The organism is Streptomyces sp. CNB091 (genome assembly GCF_000377965.1).
Genome location: NZ_KB899007.1, coordinates 169,081 through 185,212, shown reverse-complemented (window position 1 = coordinate 185,212; position 16,132 = coordinate 169,081). Strand labels below are relative to the sequence as shown.

The window sequence follows — 16,132 nt, the reverse complement described above, 5'->3', positions numbered from 1 at the left end:
CCCTCACCCTCCGGCGGGCAGACCGGTCGTCCGTGGGGCGTTGGCCAGATGGGCCCCCACGCGCTTGACCATCAGTGTCATCTCGTACGCGACCTGGCCCACGTCGGAGTCGGCGTCCGCCAGGACGGCGAGACAGCTCCCGTCGCCGGCGGCCGTCACGAAGAGGAAGGCCTCGTCCAGTTCGACGACGGTCTGGCGGACCCGGCCCGCGTCGAAGTGGTGGCCCACTCCCTTGGCGAGGCTGTGGAAGCCGGAGGCGACGGCGGCGAGATGCTCGCTGTCCTCACGCGTCAGGTCGCCCGACGCCCCGGTGGCGAGTCCGTCGCTGGAGAGCACCAGCGCCTTGCGGATGCTCGCGACGCGCTGGACGAGCTCGTCGAGCAGCCAGTTGAGTTCGCCCGAGCCCTGGCGTGCGGGGTTGTGTGCTGCGGCGTTCGGTGCGGTCATCGACCGTCCCCTCCCGGAGTGGTTCCTGGTGCTGTGCCACCGGGGCCGCCGGTGTCTTCGGTGTTCGCGATGGATTCGGCGTGCTCGGTGGGATCGGCGTGCTCGGTGGGATCGGCGTGCTCGGTGGGATCGGTGGGATCGGTGGGATCGGTGGGATCGGTGGGATCGGTGGGATCGGTGTTCGCGGTGGATTCGGCGGCGTTCTGCCGACGGCCGCGCTGCCAGCCCCGCTGGAGGGAGGCCATGCGGTCGCGTACCTCGTCCGCGTCGCGCTCGCCGTCGTCGAACGTGGCCACAGGCGCCCGCTGCGGGGGCCGGTCCGCGGATTCCTCACGGAGCTGGCGGGCGAGGCTTGCCTGCCGGACCCGCCGGGGCAGTCCGCCCACGGTGTCGGGCGCCGGTGGGCCGGCCGGGGCCGGAGTCCTGTCGTGCCGTGCCCCGGGGGCCGGGGACGGCCCTGTGACGCGCGGTGCCTCCGTGGCGCGGGATGCCTCTGTGGCGCGGGCATGGGACGGCTCCGCGGCACGGGACGGCGCCGGCGCGCGGTCCGGTTCTGTCGAACGGTCCGGTTCTGTCGTGCGGTGCGTCTCTGTCGTGCGGTGCACGGCGGCTCGTACGGTCCAGGGCGCGTCGGTGGTCCGGGACCTGTCGGCCGCCTCGGGCTCCCGGTCGGCGGTGTGCGGGACCGGGCCGGTGGCCTTCCCGGGGGTCTCGACCGGGTCGTCGACCCGACGGCCCCGGTCGGTGACCAGCGTCGGCGGGTTACGGCGCGGCAGCGGGACAGGCCCTGCGGAGCGCATCGGGCGCACCTCCGCCGTGGGCTCGTCGGCGTGGTCGCGGGCCTGCTGGTGCTGGTCCTGGTCGGTGGCCCGGCGCATGGAGCCGGGCTCGTCGCGTCGGGGCTCGCGGTCGCCCTCGCGGCGCAGGTCCCGGGCGCGGAAGATGCCGCCTCGCTCGCTCTCGGTGTCCTCCAGGTCGGACACGCCGTCCAGGACGGGGCCGAGGGCCGGGTCCAGTTCCGGATCCGGCGAACGGTCCAGCGGGTCGCCGGTGAAGTCCAGCGGGCCGACCGGGGGCTCCAGCTCGACCGGACCGTCCAGGACGCCCGGTGCGGTGAGCCCGGTGGGCACCGGAGACAGGGCCGGGGACCTGCCGTTGACGCGGCGCTCCGCGCCCGGGGCCGTGCTCGGCGCGTCCTGCGCCGCGTCGGAGCTCCGGCCGCTGCCGATCGCCCGCTCGGCCCGACGGTCGAGGCGGAACCCGGTGCCGTGGGTGTCGGGGGCGTCGGTGAGCAGCGCCGCGGGGATGAACACGACCGCGGTGGTGCCTCCGTACGGCGACTTCTGCAGGGAGACGCGGACGTTCTGCCGCTGGGCGAGCCGGCTGACGACGAACAGACCCAGCCGGTCGGTGTCGGAGAGCTCGAAGTCGGGGGTCTCGGCGAGCCGCAGGTTGGCGTCGAGGAGGATCTCGGGGGCCATACCGAGGCCCCGGTCGTGGATTTCGAGCGTGAAGCCGTTGGAGACGCGTTCACCGTGCACCTGGACCGCGGTGTGCGGGGGTGAGAAGACGGTGGCGTTCTCCAGGAGTTCGGCGATCAGGTGGGTGAGGTCGGCCACGGCGGGGCCGCCCACCCCGATCCGGGCGAGGCGCCGGACCTCGATGCGTTCGTAGTCCTCGACCTCGGCGACGGCCGCCCGCACGACGTCCATCAGCTGGATGGGCTTGCGCCACTGGCGGGAGGGGGCGGCGCCGGAGAGGATCACGAGGCCCTCGGCGTGGCGCCGCATGCGCGTGGTGAGGTGGTCGAGGCGGAACAGGTCGGCCAGTTCGTCGCCGTTCTCGGTGCGGCGCTCCATCGCGTCCAGAAGCGTGAGCTGTCGGTGCAGGAGGACCTGGTTGCGGCGTGCGAGGTTGACGAAGACCTCGGAGACGCCGCGCCGCATGTCCGCCTGTTTGACGGCGGCCTCGACGGCGGCCCGCTGAAGGGTGTTGAGCGCCTGTCCGACCTGGCCGATCTCGTCGGGTTCGTAACTGAGGTGCGGGGCCTCGGTCTCGACGTCCACCTGCTCGCCCGCGGCCAGCCTGCGCATGACGCTGGGCAGCCGGACGCCGGAGACCTCGTGGGCGTCCTTGCGCAGGCGGGAGAGGTCGCGGACGAGTTCACGGCCGATGCGTACGGAGACGAAGACCGAGACGATCAGGGCCAGGAAGCCGAGGACTCCGGCGATCCCGGCCTGGACGAGCACCCGGTAGGCGGCCGGCTCGGCGCGGTCCTGGAAACGGTTGCCCATCTCCGTGGCGTCGCCCGCCAGCCGGTCGAGGACGGTGACGGCCGATTCCTCCCAGTGGTCGGCGTCGACGGCACCGGGCCCCTTCGTCGGACCCGCGGCGATCAGGGCGTCCTCGGCGGTGCGCAGCGGTTCGGTGTCGGGACTGCCCCAGAACTGCTCGACGCGTCGGCGCTCCGCGGCGGGCAGGTTTCCCAGGCTGACCTCGTAGAGCAGCTCACGCTGGGCCACGAGCCCGGATATCTGGCGCAGTTCGGAGGTGGTGAAGCGGCCCGCGATGAGGCCCGAGGCGATCAGGGCGTCCTCGCGGGAGAGCATCTCCCGGGCCCGGGAGACCCCGACCAGGGCCCGCATCTGCTGGTCCATCGACACGTTCTCCAGGGTGTGGAGTCCGGTGAGGAAGCGGTACGAGGGGTCGACGAGGCCGTTGTAGAAGTCCAGCGCCCTGGCCCGGCTGATGGTGCGCTTCTCGACCGATTCACGCAGGGCGTCCAGTCCGTCGACGGCGCTGAGGATCGCGTCCAGGCGGCTCGCGTCGGAGGCGCTCAGCGCTTCCCGGACATCCTGCTCCCGGGCGTTCTCCCTGACCTCGCCCACGATGCGGTCGGTGGCGGCGCGCCGGCCCATGAGGACGGGGAGCGCGTCGGAGGCCCGGGGGTCGGCGAGGAAGACCAGTGTCTGCCGTCGCTCGTCCTGGACGGCTCGGACGGCGTCCTCCAGTGGATGGCCGACCTTCTCCACGATGGAACCGGCACTCATCAGCTCGTCGGCCTGACGGCCGGTGATGTAGGTCGCGAAGACCCAGAGGCCCGTGAGGGAGACGAGCGGCACCAGCAGCAACGCCACGATCTTCCTGCGGATGGACTTCCCGCGAAAGCGCATGGCCTCCCCCAGATCGGCCCCGCACCGCGGGGGTGGTCTTCTCCCGGTCGTCCCTCGGCCCCGCCCCGCCGCGCACCGTGCGTACACCGGCGCGCATCGGGCGGACGCGGGTGAGGTCCGTCCTGCGTCAATAAACGGCGCGAGCCTACTACCGACGCAGAGACAACTCGAAGACACGTCCGGATGATTTTCAGCCGTCCACCCTGGACTTGATCATGAGTTGTCCCCGTATTCCCGGAGATGAAATTCGCGAAAGCGACAGACGCTACCGGCTGGACCTGTCAGCACCAGCACGTATCAGTTGGCTGGAATTCTTCGCTCCGTGCCCTTCTGTGCCCTGCGGGCGTTTTCCAGGGGAATCTTCGGGACGGGTGGTTCGTCCATATGTACGGGGTAGACGCACGGTGGGGTCGTGCGCGGCAGGGTGGACGTGTTCCGCCCGCGTAGAACCGGCGCAAGCCGGGCAGCCACCCTGAAGTCGGACAGTGGTGGGGAGTTGAAGGTCCTTGAGCACGCAGGAACGCGGGAGCGCCGGAGCACCGGCGGCCGCGAGGGCAGAAGCCGCGGGCGGGGCACGGGTGCCGCGGCAGTTGTGGGTGGAGGAGCCGGCGTCAAAGCGGCGGATGCCCGACGCGGTGCGGACGGCCGCCGTGCGCGCCGTGCTCATCATGTCGCTGACGATCATCCAGGCGATGGTCGCTTTTCTGAGCACCTTGACCGGCTCCTGGCTGGCCTTCCCGATGGTGCTCAGCAGTGTGGCCAGCACGGTGGTCGCCACCTGGGCGGTGCTGGACGTCTGGGTGACCCGGCAGGTGTGGAACCAGCGCAACGGCGTGGTGTCGGTGCCGAGCAGTTCGGCCCGGCAGATACGTCGTGAGCGGCGGCGGTCCCGCCGGGCCGAGCGAGCCGCCGAGCGGGACGGCACAGGCGGTGGCATAGACGGCCGCCGGAAGACCGGAGACCTCTCCCGGGCCTGATCCGCGGATCTGAGCGCGGAGCTGATCCGCGGACCTGATCGCGGGATTGATCACGGGATCGATCCGCGGACCGTCATCGCTGACGGGGCCGCTCCGCGGTTCGGCCACGGCTGCCGGGGCGGCTCCGCCCGACCGGCAGCGGTGGTGGTGGTGGTGGTGGTGGCCCGTGGTCAGGCGCCGGGCCGTGGTGGCGGGGTTTCGGCGGCCGCCTGCTCGTTCCTCTTGAACATGCGGGTCGCCGTGATCTCGCCGTGGACCGTCTCTCCGTCCGGGTCCTGCTGCGGCAGACCGGGACGCAGATGCTCCTCCACGCTGATGTACTTGAGCCCCGCCCTCAGGTCCGCGTCGTTGCGCAGCCGGATGACGAGGGGGAACTCGGCGAGCGCGGTCGTGTCGAACAGGCCGGTCGTGTAAAGCAGTTGCACGCCCAGCGCGTCCGACACCGCCCGCTGGAGCTCCAGCAGGTACGTGGCGTTGGCACGGCCGATCGGATTGTCGAGGAACAGGGTGCCCGCGTGCCGGTGCCGGTCGCGGCCCCGGTCGTTGCTGCGCAGCGCCGCCATCGTGCAGTAGAGGGCGATGGCGGCGGTGAGCAACTGCCCGCCGGAGAAGACGTCGCCCATCTGCCCGACGGGGACGCGCTCGGCGCGCAGCACGGCGTCCGGCTTGAGGATCTCCACCGCGATGCCCTTGGGCCGCAGCGCCGCCTCGACGCCCCTCAGCAGGAGGGACACGCCGTCCCGGCGCAGGTCGGAATTCTTCTTGAGGGCGGCGCGGGTGGCCTCGTCGACGACCTCGCCGAGGCGTTCGGTGAGGGTGGCCTGGTCGGGTTCCTCGAAGCGGATCCGGAGGAATTCCTGCCCCGACCACTCCCCCAGTCCTTCGGGGAGCTGGGAGAGCCGCTGGGCGGAGCGCAGGGTGGTGAGCGCGGAGTCGACCAGCCCGCGCAGCCGGTCGACGATCGAGTCGCGGTTGCGTTCCAGCTGGATCAGTTCGTCGGTGAGGACGCGGAGCCGGGGGGCGAAGGCGTCGGCCCACTTCTGGGCGTGCTCGGGCAGCGCGGAGGCGGGCAGCTCGCGGATCTGCTGGCGGGCCGGGGTGCGGACCTGTTCGTACCGGGTGGAGTTGGCGTGCCGGACGAGGACGTCGCTCGCTTCCCGGACGGCGCTCTCGGCCGCCGAGAGGTCGGTGTTGCAGCCCCGCAGGGAGCGGCGGGACTCGGCGGCGGACTGCCGGGCCTCCTCCAGGGTGCCGGGGTAGGGGTCGGGGTGCTCGGTGCCGTCCTCCGTACCGTGGTCGCGCAGGAGGTCCCGCAGCAGGGCCGCTGTCTCGTCGAAGCCGCCGGCGGAGTCCTCGGCGGTGCGGTGGGCGTGCAGCAGCTCGCTGTGGGCGGCGCGGGCGGTGTCCAGGGCCCCGGTGGCGGCCGCGAGCTCGGCGGTTGCCGTACGCAGGAGGGCCTGGGCTCCTTCGGCGTCGGCCGGGACGAGGTCGTCCGGCAGTTCGGTGTGGTGCTGTCGCTCGTCGTCGGGGGCGAGCCGCTCGGCCTCGCCGCGCAGCCGTCCCAGATGTTCGCTGGCGGTGGAGGCGCGGGTCTCCAGGAGCTGGACGTGCGCTTCGGCGCGGGCGGCGGCGGCCTGGCGGGAGGGGCCGTCGGCTCCGTCGGTGCCCTCCAGGAGCTGGGCGGCGCGGGTGCGGACCTTGTTGGTGAGGCGGTCCAGCTCGGCGAGGGCGGCGCTCTCGTCGCTCTCGGCGCGGGCCTGTTCGGCGCGGAGGTCGGCGCCGACGCCGACCTTCTCGTACAGCTGGGAAGCGGCCCGGTAGGCCTCGCGCAGGGTGGGCAGGGCGGTGCGGGCCTTGGACTCGTCCTCCTCGGGGAGGACTTCGGGGACGCCGGCGATCTCGGCGCGCTCGGCCCGCAGGGCGCGGGCGGTGCGGCGCGCGTCGTCCCCGGCCCGCTGGGCGGCCCGGCGGTCCTCGTCGGCGGCGCGGGCGAGGTCGAGGCAGACGGCGGCACGGGCCTCGGACTCGGCGGCCTCGTCGACCAGTTCGCGCAGCCGGACCTGCCAGCCGGCGCGCTCCCGCAGCCGGTGGGCGAGTCCTGCGAGGGCGTCGGCGGCGCGGCGGGCCCGCTGGGCGGCTTCCTGGCGCTCGTCGCGGACCCGGGCGGTGTCGGCGGCGGCCTCGTCGGCCTCGGCGCGGGCGGTGCGGGCCTCGGCGAGGACGGCTTCGGCGCTCTCGGCTGCCGTACGGGCGCCGGCGGCGGCCTCGGCCAGTTCGGCGAGCATGCCGGGCGGGCAGTCGGCGCGCCAGGAGCCGATGCGGGCGGCCAGCGCGCGATCCCCGGAGAGGCGGGCGGCGAGCGTCCTGATGTCCTCGTCGCGGGCGGCGGCGCGGCTGCGCAGTGCGTGGCGCTCCTCGTCGGCGGCGTGCTCGTCGTGCATGGCCGGGTTCGGCGGGACGAGGAAGACACCGTCGTGCTGCGCGTCGGAGCCGGTGCCAGGGGCCGGGACGGGGGCGAGGAGAGCGGCGGCGGTGCCGACGGCCACGGCGGAGCGGGGCAGCAAGGCCGCCCCGCCGAGGACCTCGCGGGCGCGGGTGTGCGCGTCGGGGTCGGTGATGACGACACCGTCGACGAGCTCCGGGCGGGCGGCGAGGACGGCGGCGTGGTCGGCCGGGTCGACGGCCTGCGCGAGATAGCGCCAGCCGGGCAGGGCGGGGATGCCGTGCTCGCCCAGATATTCGACGGTGGCCAGGACGTCGGGTCCTGGCGGCAGCAGCCCGCCCTCGCCGAGCGCGCCGAGGATACGGGCGTCGTCGGCGGCGGCGGTGCGCAGGTCGAAGAGGCGGCGCTCGGCGGCGGCGACGGACTGGTCGAGGAGGTCGCGCAGCTCGTCGGCGCTGCGGTCGAACTCCTCGGCGGTCAGTGGCTGCTGGGTGGCGGCGGGCTGGTCGGCGAGGGCCACGGCGCGATCGCCGGCCGGTTCGGCTGAGACGGCCGTGCCGTCGTCGGCCCCCGGGCCGGGACGGGGCCCGGATCCCCGGCCCGGTTCGGACGGTTCGTCGACGGCTTCCCTGCGGGGATGGGGGACGCCGGTGCCGGACGGAAGGCCCAGCAGGTCGCCGAGGCGGGGATCGGCGGCGATGGATTCGGCGGCGCGGAGCTCGTCCTCGTGACTCTGCTCGGCCGCCCTGGCCCCGTCGGCGGCGCGGGCGGCGGCCAGATCGGCGCGGCTCTCGGCGGCGGCCGCCTCGCGGGCGGTGTCGGCGGCGGCGCGCGCGGCTTCGCGGGCGGTGTCCCAGGCGGCTACGGCGGACTGCTCGGCGTCGCTGGCGGCAAGGGCCGCGCGGGCCGGGTCGGCGTCGGGCGCGGTGTCGTCGAGCCAGCCCGCCTTGACGGCGTCGGCGGTCTCCTGGCCCACTTCGGCGAGGCGCTGGCGCAGGTGTCCGGCCTCGCTGCGGGCGCGCTGGGCCTCGGTGGCGGCGACGGTGGCGTCGCGGTGGGCGCGTTCGCCAGTGGCTTGGAGGGTGTCAGAGCGCTCCTCCTCCTCGTTGGCGACGCGCTCGCCCTCCTCGGCGGCCCGGTGCAGGGCGCGGACGAGGTCGGTGGCGGCCGCGGAGCGGGCGGCGAGGGCGGGGGCGGCGTCGCGTTCGGCTTCGCGGATGGCGACGGCGACCCTGGCGGAACGGTCGGCGGCGGCCCGGTGGCGCAGGACGGCTTCGGCTGCCTGCCAGGCGGCGTGCAGCGTGCGGGCCTCGACCAGCTCCTTGCGGCCGGCTGCGGCGTTCTTCTCGGCGGCGGTCAGGGCCAGCGAGGCGTGCCGGTAGGCGAGTTCGGCGGCGATCAGGGAACGGCTGCCCCGGGTGGACTCGGCCTCGGTGACGGTGTGGGCGGCGGCTGTGACCCGTTCGGCCAGCTCGGCGGTGCGGGCGCGCTCCTCGGCGGCGCGGGCGGTCAGCCGGCGGGCCAGGGTGCGGGTGCGGCGTTCGGCGCCTGCGTGGATGTCGCGGGCGCGGGCGCGGGTGTCGGTGGCCTCGACGATCCGGTTGAGGAGGTCCACGGAGCCCGCGGTGAAGTCGCGTTCGGCGGTCAGCTCGGCGCGGCGGCCCAGCTTGTTGCCGAAGCCGCTGACCAGGTCGGCGAGTCCGTCGGTGTCGCGAGTGTCGGTGACGGCGCGGAGCAGGAGGTCGGTGAAGTCGGAGTCCTTCTTCACCGCGAAGAGCCCGGCGGCCTCGCCCTCGTCGGCGTTCATCTCGCGCTGGTAGCGGAAGAGTTCGGGGTCGAGACCGAGGTCGCCGAGGTGTTCGTTCCAGCGGTCGTGGATCTCTTCCCAGTGCACGTCGAGGTGGGCGTAGAACTTGCCCGCGTCCATCAGCGCGTCGCGAAAGCCCTTCATGGTGCGCCGCCTGCCGCGTGCGCCGGAGACGCCTTCGGCGGGGCGGCCCACGGCGGAGGACTCGGCGACGGGCAGGCTGTCCAGGCTGAGCCCGGGGCCGGGCCGGAACGAATACCAGGCCTCGGCGAACTTGCGCGGGTCGCCCGAGACCTGACGGCCGCGCCACTCGCTGACCTTGCCGACGACGACGCATTCACCGGTGAGGGTGTGCTGCCACTCCAGGGCGACGTGCCCGCAGTCGTCGGCGAGGAGGAACTTGCGCAACACACCGGAGCTGGCGCCGCCGAGCGTGTTGCGGTGGCCGGGGAGCATCACCGAGAAGATCAGCTTGAGCAGGACGGACTTGCCGCCGCCGTTCTCCAGGAAGAGGACGCCCGCGGGAGCGGGGCGGCGGGGCGGGCCGACCGGCTCGTCCTCGAAGAACTCCGCCTGGGCGGGAGCGGGGCTGGGTACGGGTGCGCCGACGCCGCGCAGATCGAGGACGGTGTCGGCGTAGCGCGCACCGGCAGGCCCGATTGAGTAGAGGCGGACCCGGGACAACTCGTACATGGCGGCGGACTCTCGTCGTTCGGTGAGCGGGGGCGGAGCGGCAGGTGCGGGGCGGGGCGTGCGGGCCGGTCGGGAACGGCCGGTCAGGTCAGGTCAGGTCAGGTCAGGTCAGGAACGGCCGGTCAGGTGAGAGGGGGAGGTCAGGAGTGGAAGGGCAGGCCCGCGTCGGCGGCCAGCTCCATGCTGTCGGGGTCGGGCGGCGGCAGCAGGGTGGCGGAGCCGTCGGTGACGGGGACGACGCCGAGCTCCAGCAGTTCGGCCATGGCGGCGCTGCCCGCCAGGTCGCGGACCTGGAGCTGGTAGCGGGCCGTGGTGCGGTAGGCGCCGCCCGCGTCGTCGCCGGTGCGCTGGAGGAAGCCGGAGTCGGTGAGGAAGGCGACGGCCTTGCCGATGATGCCGGTGGTGGATCCGGCGAGCCGGCGGGCGTCCTTGGTAGCGCCGGTGGAGCTGCGGCGGGCGTAGATCCGCCAGCCGGCTTCGAGTCCGGGGGCGTCGCTGGCCGGGTCGGTGTTGTCGCCCTGTTCCTCGGCGCGCTCCTCCAGCCGCCGACAGGCCTGGCGTACGAAGGCGTCGACGCCGTTGACCGTGATGCGGCCGATGTACGCGTCGTCGGCGAGGTCCTCGGGGCGGGGGAAGGCCAGGGCGGCGACGGCGAGGTGGGCGAGTCCGTGCAGGAAGCGGTCGGCGGCGTCGGACGAGGCACGACGGGCGTAGTCGCCCATGCGGACGGCGAAGACGGAGTCCTCACCCGCGGTCACGGCCATCCCGGCGCGCGGGGAGACCTCCAGGACGATGAGGCCGAGGCCGGTGGCCACGGCGTCGGCGAGCCGGGCGAAGGCGCTCTCCTCGCGGTAGCGCCGCAGCAGGTCGGCGTACTCGGCGTCGCGGGCGGGCAGCAGCTTGGGCTGGAGTCCGAACGAGACCAGGCGGGCGGCGTCGGCGGCGTCGGCCGGGGTGACGGGCGTCTGCCCGGCGGGCTCGGCGGCGCCGGGGTGCGCGGTGTCGCCCGCGTGCGGGGTGGCGGGCCCGGCGTACGCGGAGGGCTCGGTCCACGCGTCGGGGTGCTCGGCGTCGTGGTCGCTCACGGCTGGGACTCCTCGGTACGGAAATCGTGCAGGTGCGGAAGGAGGGCGGGCCCGGTCACGGCGGAAGGCGCGGGACTGTTCACGACAGAAACGGCGGGGCGGTGCACGACAAAGACCGCGGGGCCGGTCATGAGGCCTCCTTGCGGTCGGCGGCCATGCCGACGGCGTCCAGCAGGGCGGTGCCCACGATCAGGTCGGCGCCGCCGAACTCCGGGTCGTCCAGCTGTGCCCCGTCGTCCACGGCGAACAGCAGGCGTCGTTCGCCCTGGCGGTAGGCGGTGCCGACCGGCGGGCTGGCGGCGTGGACGGCGAGCAGGGCGACCAGGTACGGCAGGTCGGTGTCTCCGGTGCCGCGGGCTTCGGCGAGCAGTCCGGAGAGCCGGCGCGGGGCGTCGTGCTCCAGGTCGAGCAGGGTCATGGCGCGGGCGAGCTGCTCCTCGCTGAACCGGCTGTCGTCGGGGGTGGCGATGAGATCCGGCTCGGGCATCTCCGCGCCCAGGTGCTCGCGCTCCAGCGGCGGGGTGAGCAGCAGGTCGACCAGGTCCCCGACCCGTACGGAGGTCGGGGTGCGCAGTCCGGTGCCGTGGGCGAAGAAGGCGTCGGTGGCGCGGGTGGACTGTTCGACGGGGAGGGGGAGGAGCGGGGCGAGCAGCTGCCCGTACAGGTCGAGGCCCGCGTGGGCGGCGGGCGGGGCGAACGCCTGCCGGTCCTGCTCCGCGCGGAAGAGGGGGCCAGCCTCCAGGAGCCGGGACTGGAGCTGGGTGTGGCGGCGGATGCAGTCCTTGACGATGTCGACCAGCTCGGCGGCCCGGCGCTTGTGCTCGGGCTCCTCGGCCTCGTCGCGGGCCTTGCGGATGTTGGTGAGGATCGCGTTCTCGTGGCGGTAGCGGTCGGCCACGTGGTCCAGGGCCTCGGCGATCATGTCCGGGACGGTGTGGAGCCAGTCGACGGCTCGGACGTTGCGCCGGGTGGCCTCCAGGGTCCGGCGTAGCGTCTCGGCGTACTGCACGGTGCGGTAGCGGGCCTGTTCGGCGGCGAGCTGGGCGTCGGCGAGGCGGCCCCGGCTGATGAGGACCTCAAGCTTGACCTCGGCTGCGATCTGGGCGCTGGTGACATCGGTGTCCAACGCGCCGACCAGGACGTTGACCGCTTCGTCGGTGGCGCGGAGGTAGACCGTGCCGCCGTAGCCCGGGACCTCTTCGATGAGCTTGAAGTCGTAGTCCCGGCGGACGTAGACGCCGTCGGGGCCGAAGGTGCCGTAGACCGCGCGGAAGCCGCGGTCGACGCTGCCGACGTTGATCAGGTTCTCCAGAACCCAGCGGGCGACCCGTTCGTGCTCGGCGACGGGGCGGTCGGGGGCCTGGGCGCCGACCCGGGGGAGCAGTCTGGCCACTATCTGGTCGTGGTCGGCTCCGGTGTCGAAGTCCATGTTGAGCGTGACGTGGTCGATCGCGGCGAGGGCGACCTCCGCCATGGCGTACACCGTGTACTCGCCGGCCAGATTCGCCTTGCGGACGTCGAGGTCGTGCAGCGGCGCCGTGCACGCGAGCGCGCGCAGCCGCCGCGAGAGACCCTCGTCGGCGGCGGGGCCCGGGGCAGGCCGCGGCCCCGCACTGAGCTGCGGCGAGGCGGTGTCCGGGTAGGCAGGCGAAGTCACGTGGGACAGATTAGGTCCTCGCACCGACAACGGTCGAAACGGCGTTTATGCGACCGGTCCCGTGCGGGGGTCAGGTCTGTGCGGGTCCGTATCCTCCGCCGCCCGGTGTGCGCACCACGAGCACGTCTCCGGCGTCCAGTTCGGCGGTGTCGCAGCCCTCCAGCGGGACCACCTCGCCGTCCGCCCGCTCGATGTGCTGCTCCCCGAGCGCCCCCGGCTCGCCGCCGCCCGCTCCGTACGGCGGGACGCGGCGGTGTCCGGAGAGCAGCGCGACCGTGACCGGTTCCAGGAAGCGGATACGACGCTCGACGCCGTCGCCGCCGTGCCACCGCCCCGCTCCCCCGCTGCCGCCCCGGACGGCGAAGCCTTCCAGCAGGGCGGGCAGCCGCCACTCCAGGATCTCGGGGTCGGTGAGCCGGGAGTTGGTCATATGGGTCTGGACGGCGTCGGCTCCGTGGAAGCCGTCCCCCGCTCCGGATCCGCTGGCGATCGTCTCGTAGTACTGGACGCGGTCGTTGCCGAAGGTGAGGTTGTTCATGGTGCCGGAGCCCTCGGCCTGGCCGCCGATCGCTCCGTACAGGGCTCCGGTGACGGCCTGGGAGGTCTCCACGTTGCCCGCTACGGTCGCCGCCGGGTAGGCGGGGTCGAGCATGGACCCGGGCGGGATCGTCACCTCCAGGGGTTTCAGGCAGCCGCTGTTGAGCGGGATGTCCTCCCCGACGAGGGTGCGGAAGACGTAGAGGACGGCGGCCATGACGACGGACCGGGGCGCGTTGGCGTTGCCGGGCTGCTGGGGCGAGGTTCCGGTGAAGTCGAGGTGGGCGCTGCGGGCGTCCCGGTCCACGGTCAGCCGTACCTGGATCAGGGCCCCGCTGTCGGTCTCGTAGCGGCAGTGGCCGTCGTGCAGTCCGGCGACGATGCGGCGTACGGACTCCTCGGCGTTGTCCTGGACGTGGCCCATGTAGGCGTCCACGACGTCGGAGCCGAACTGGTCGGTCATGCGCCGCAGTTCGGCGATGCCTTTCTCGTTGGCGGCGATCTGGGCGCGCAGGTCGGCGAGGTTGGTGTCCGGGTCGCGGGAGGGGTACGGGGCGGAGGTGAGCAGGTCGCGGGTCTCGTCCTCGCGCAGTCGGCCGTCGCGGACGAGGGTCCAGTTGTCGAAGAGCACGCCCTCCTCGTGGATCGTCCGGCTGAAGGCAGGCATGGAGCCGGGGGTGATGCCGCCGATCTCGGCGTGGTGCCCGCGCGAGGCCACCAGGAAGCGCAGGCGGTCCGGTTCTCCTGCTTCGCCCTCGTCGAACACGGGGGTCACCACGGTGACATCGGGCAGGTGGGTGCCGCCGTGGTACGGGTCGTTGACGGCGTACACGTCGCCGGGGCGCAGTCTCCCCTCGTTGCGCCGCAGGACCTCCTTGATCGACTCGCCCATCGAGCCGAGGTGCACCGGGATGTGCGGGGCGTTGGCGATCAGGTTGCCCTCGGCGTCGAACAGGGCACAGGAAAAGTCGAGTCGTTCCTTGATGTTGACCGAGTGGGCGGTGTTCTCCAGGCGGACGCCCATCTGCTCGGCGATCGACATGAAGAGGTTGTTGAAGACCTCCAGCATCACCGGGTCCACCCGGGTGCCGACGGCGGTGCGTTCGGGGCGGGGGCTGCGGCGCGTGAGGACGAGATGTCCGGTGGGGGCCGCTTCGGCGCGCCAGCCGGGGTCGACGACGGTGGTGGCGTCGTCCTCGGCGACGACGGCGGGACCGGTGACGGTGTCGGCGGGGCGCAGGTCGGTGCGGCGGTACAGCGGGGCCCGCTGCCATCGCCCCTCGGCGTACAGGTCCACGGTGTCGGCGGGGTCCGGCGAGGTATCGCGGTGGCCGTCGCGCGGACCGGAACCCGTGGCGGGCGCGGCATCACCGGTCACGCCGGCGGCTCCGGTGGCCCCGGTGGCTTCGGCGGCTCCGGTGCCTTCGGCGGCTCCGGCTCCGGCGGCTCCGGTGGCTTCCACCGTGACCGTCTCGACGACGACGGGCTTGTCCATCGTGAAGCCGAACCGGGCCCGGTGGGCGGCGGAGAACGTCTCGGCCATGGCGGTCTCCGTGTCCAGGTCCACCGGCAGCGCCGCGTCCGTCCCGGCGTACCTCAGCAGGACGCGGGCCTGTGTGGTGATCGCGGAGTCCGGCGTTCCGTCGGCGCGCAGGGCTTCACGGGTACGGTCGGCCAGCTCCGCGCAGAGCCTCTCCACGCGCTCCCGGGCGGCCTCGTCGAGCTCCTCCTCCACCGACTGCTCGCGCATCGCGGTGGCGTCGGCCAGGCCGATGCCGTACGCGGAGAGCACCCCGGCGAGCGGGGGGACGAGGACCGTGTCGATGCCCAGGGCGTCGGCGACCGCGCAGACGTGCTGGCCGCCCGCGCCGCCGAAGCCGGTCAGGGCGTAGCGGGTGACGTCGTGGCCGCGCTGCACGGAGATCTTCTTGACGGCGTTGGCCATGTTGAGCACGGCGATCTCCAGGAAGCCCGCCGCCGCTTCCGCCTCGTTTGGCCGTCGCCCGGTGGCGCGCCCCACCTCGTCGGCGAGGGCCGCGAACCGCGTCCGCACCAGGTCGGCGTCGAGCGGGAGGTCGCCGCCCTCGCCGAAGACCGCCGGGAAGTGGCCGGGCTGGACGCGGCCGAGCATCACGTTGGCGTCGGTGACGGTGAGGGGGCCGCCCCGGCGGTAGCAGGCGGGGCCGGGGTCGGCGCCGGCCGAGTCGGGGCCGACGCGGTAGCGGCTGCCGTCGAAGTGCAGGACGGAACCGCCGCCGGCCGCGACGGTGTGGATGCTCATCATCGGGGCGCGCATCCGGACCCCGGCGACCTCGGTGCCCAGCTCCCGTTCGAACGCGCCGGCGTAGTGGGAGACGTCGGTGGAGGTGCCGCCCATGTCGAACCCGATGACGCGGTCGTATCCGGCCTGCCGCGATGTGCGGACCATGCCGACGACGCCCCCGGCCGGGCCGGAGAGGACGGCGTCCTTGCCTCGGAACCGGGCGGCTTCGCGCAGGCCGCCGTTGGACTGGAGGAACATCAGCCGGATGCCGTCGAGGCGGGCGGCGACCTCGTCGACGTACCTGCGCAGGACGGGTGAGAGGTAGGCGTCGACGACCGTGGTGTCGCCGCGCGGGACGAGCCTGATCAGCGGACTGACCTCGTGGGAACTGCTGACCTGGGTGAAGCCCGCCTCACGGGCCGCCTCGGCGACGGCCCGTTCGTGGGCGGGGTGGCGGTAGCCGTGCATCAGGACGACGGCGGCGCTGCGCAGACCGTCGGCGTGGGCGGCGCGCAACTGTTCCTGTACGGGGGCGAGTTCGAGAGGGCGTACGGTGCGGCCGTGGGCGTCGAGGCGTTCGGGGACCTCGATCACGCGTTCGTGGACGGACTCGGGCAGGACGATGTGCCGGTCGAAGAGGTGGGGCCGGTTCTGGTAAGCGATCCGCAGTGCGTCCCGGAAACCCTCGGTGATCAGGAGCACGGTCGGCTCGCCCCGTCGCTCCAGCAGGGCGTTGGTGGCGACCGTGGTGCCCATCCGGACGGCGGCCACCCGGTCGGCGGGCACCGGTTCGCCGGGGTCCAGGCCGAGGAGCAGCCGGATTCCGGCGACGGCCGCGTCGTCGTAGCGAGCGGGATCGTGGGAGAGGAGCTTGCGGGTGATCAGGCGGCCGTCGGGGCGGCGGCCGACCACATCGGTGAAGGTGCCGCCCCGGTCGATCCAGAACTCCCAGCGTCCGGTCATGGCGCCATTCTGTGCCCGCGCCCACGGGCTCGCAGGCCCGAAGCGTCCGCAAGGCATCTCGCGGGCATCTCGCGGGGCGCAACGTCC

Annotated in this window: 7 protein-coding genes; 1 reads left to right on the top strand and 6 read right to left on the bottom strand. The window is 73.7% G+C overall.

The features are described 5' to 3' along the window. Positions 1 to 3: 3 nt before the first annotated feature. Positions 4 to 447 carry a roadblock/LC7 domain-containing protein gene (locus D581_RS0128880; RefSeq protein ID WP_018960626.1) on the bottom strand — a complete coding sequence of 148 codons (444 nt, stop codon included), beginning with the start codon at positions 445 to 447 and terminating at the stop codon, positions 4 to 6. Continuing rightward, positions 444 to 3,620 carry a nitrate- and nitrite sensing domain-containing protein gene (locus D581_RS0128875; protein ID WP_018960625.1) on the bottom strand — a complete coding sequence of 1,059 codons (3,177 nt, stop codon included), beginning with the start codon at positions 3,618 to 3,620 and terminating at the stop codon, positions 444 to 446. Before D581_RS0128875 ends, D581_RS0128880 begins: the two co-directional genes overlap by 4 nt. Before the next feature lie 623 nt (positions 3,621 to 4,243). Here D581_RS0128875 and D581_RS0128870 point away from each other — a divergent pair. Then, positions 4,244 to 4,597 (top strand): hypothetical protein, encoded by a 354-nt coding sequence (locus tag D581_RS0128870; RefSeq protein WP_018960624.1) that lies wholly within the window; start codon positions 4,244 to 4,246, stop codon positions 4,595 to 4,597. Between the two features lie 170 nt (positions 4,598 to 4,767). Here D581_RS0128870 and D581_RS0128865 read toward each other — a convergent pair whose 3' ends face one another. The 4 genes from D581_RS0128865 to D581_RS0128845 all read right to left on the bottom strand — a co-directional run bounded on the left by D581_RS0128865 (position 4,768) and on the right by D581_RS0128845 (position 16,045). Next, positions 4,768 to 9,540, bottom strand: a complete 4,773-nt coding sequence (locus D581_RS0128865; protein WP_018960623.1) for a hypothetical protein — start codon at positions 9,538 to 9,540, stop codon at positions 4,768 to 4,770. Positions 9,541 to 9,680: 140 nt separating this feature from the next. Next, entirely contained in the window at positions 9,681 to 10,625 is a 945-nt protein-coding gene (locus D581_RS0128860) for a membrane protein (protein WP_018960622.1), read from the bottom strand. A gap of 127 nt (positions 10,626 to 10,752) precedes the next feature. Beyond that, positions 10,753 to 12,282 (bottom strand): hypothetical protein, encoded by a 1,530-nt coding sequence (locus D581_RS0128850; protein ID WP_018960620.1) that lies wholly within the window; start codon positions 12,280 to 12,282, stop codon positions 10,753 to 10,755. A 70-nt stretch (positions 12,283 to 12,352) separates the two neighbouring features. After that, positions 12,353 to 16,045: a hydantoinase B/oxoprolinase family protein gene (locus D581_RS0128845; RefSeq protein WP_018960619.1), complete on the bottom strand. Its 3,693-nt coding sequence runs from the start codon at positions 16,043 to 16,045 to the stop codon at positions 12,353 to 12,355. Positions 16,046 to 16,132 lie beyond the last annotated feature (87 nt).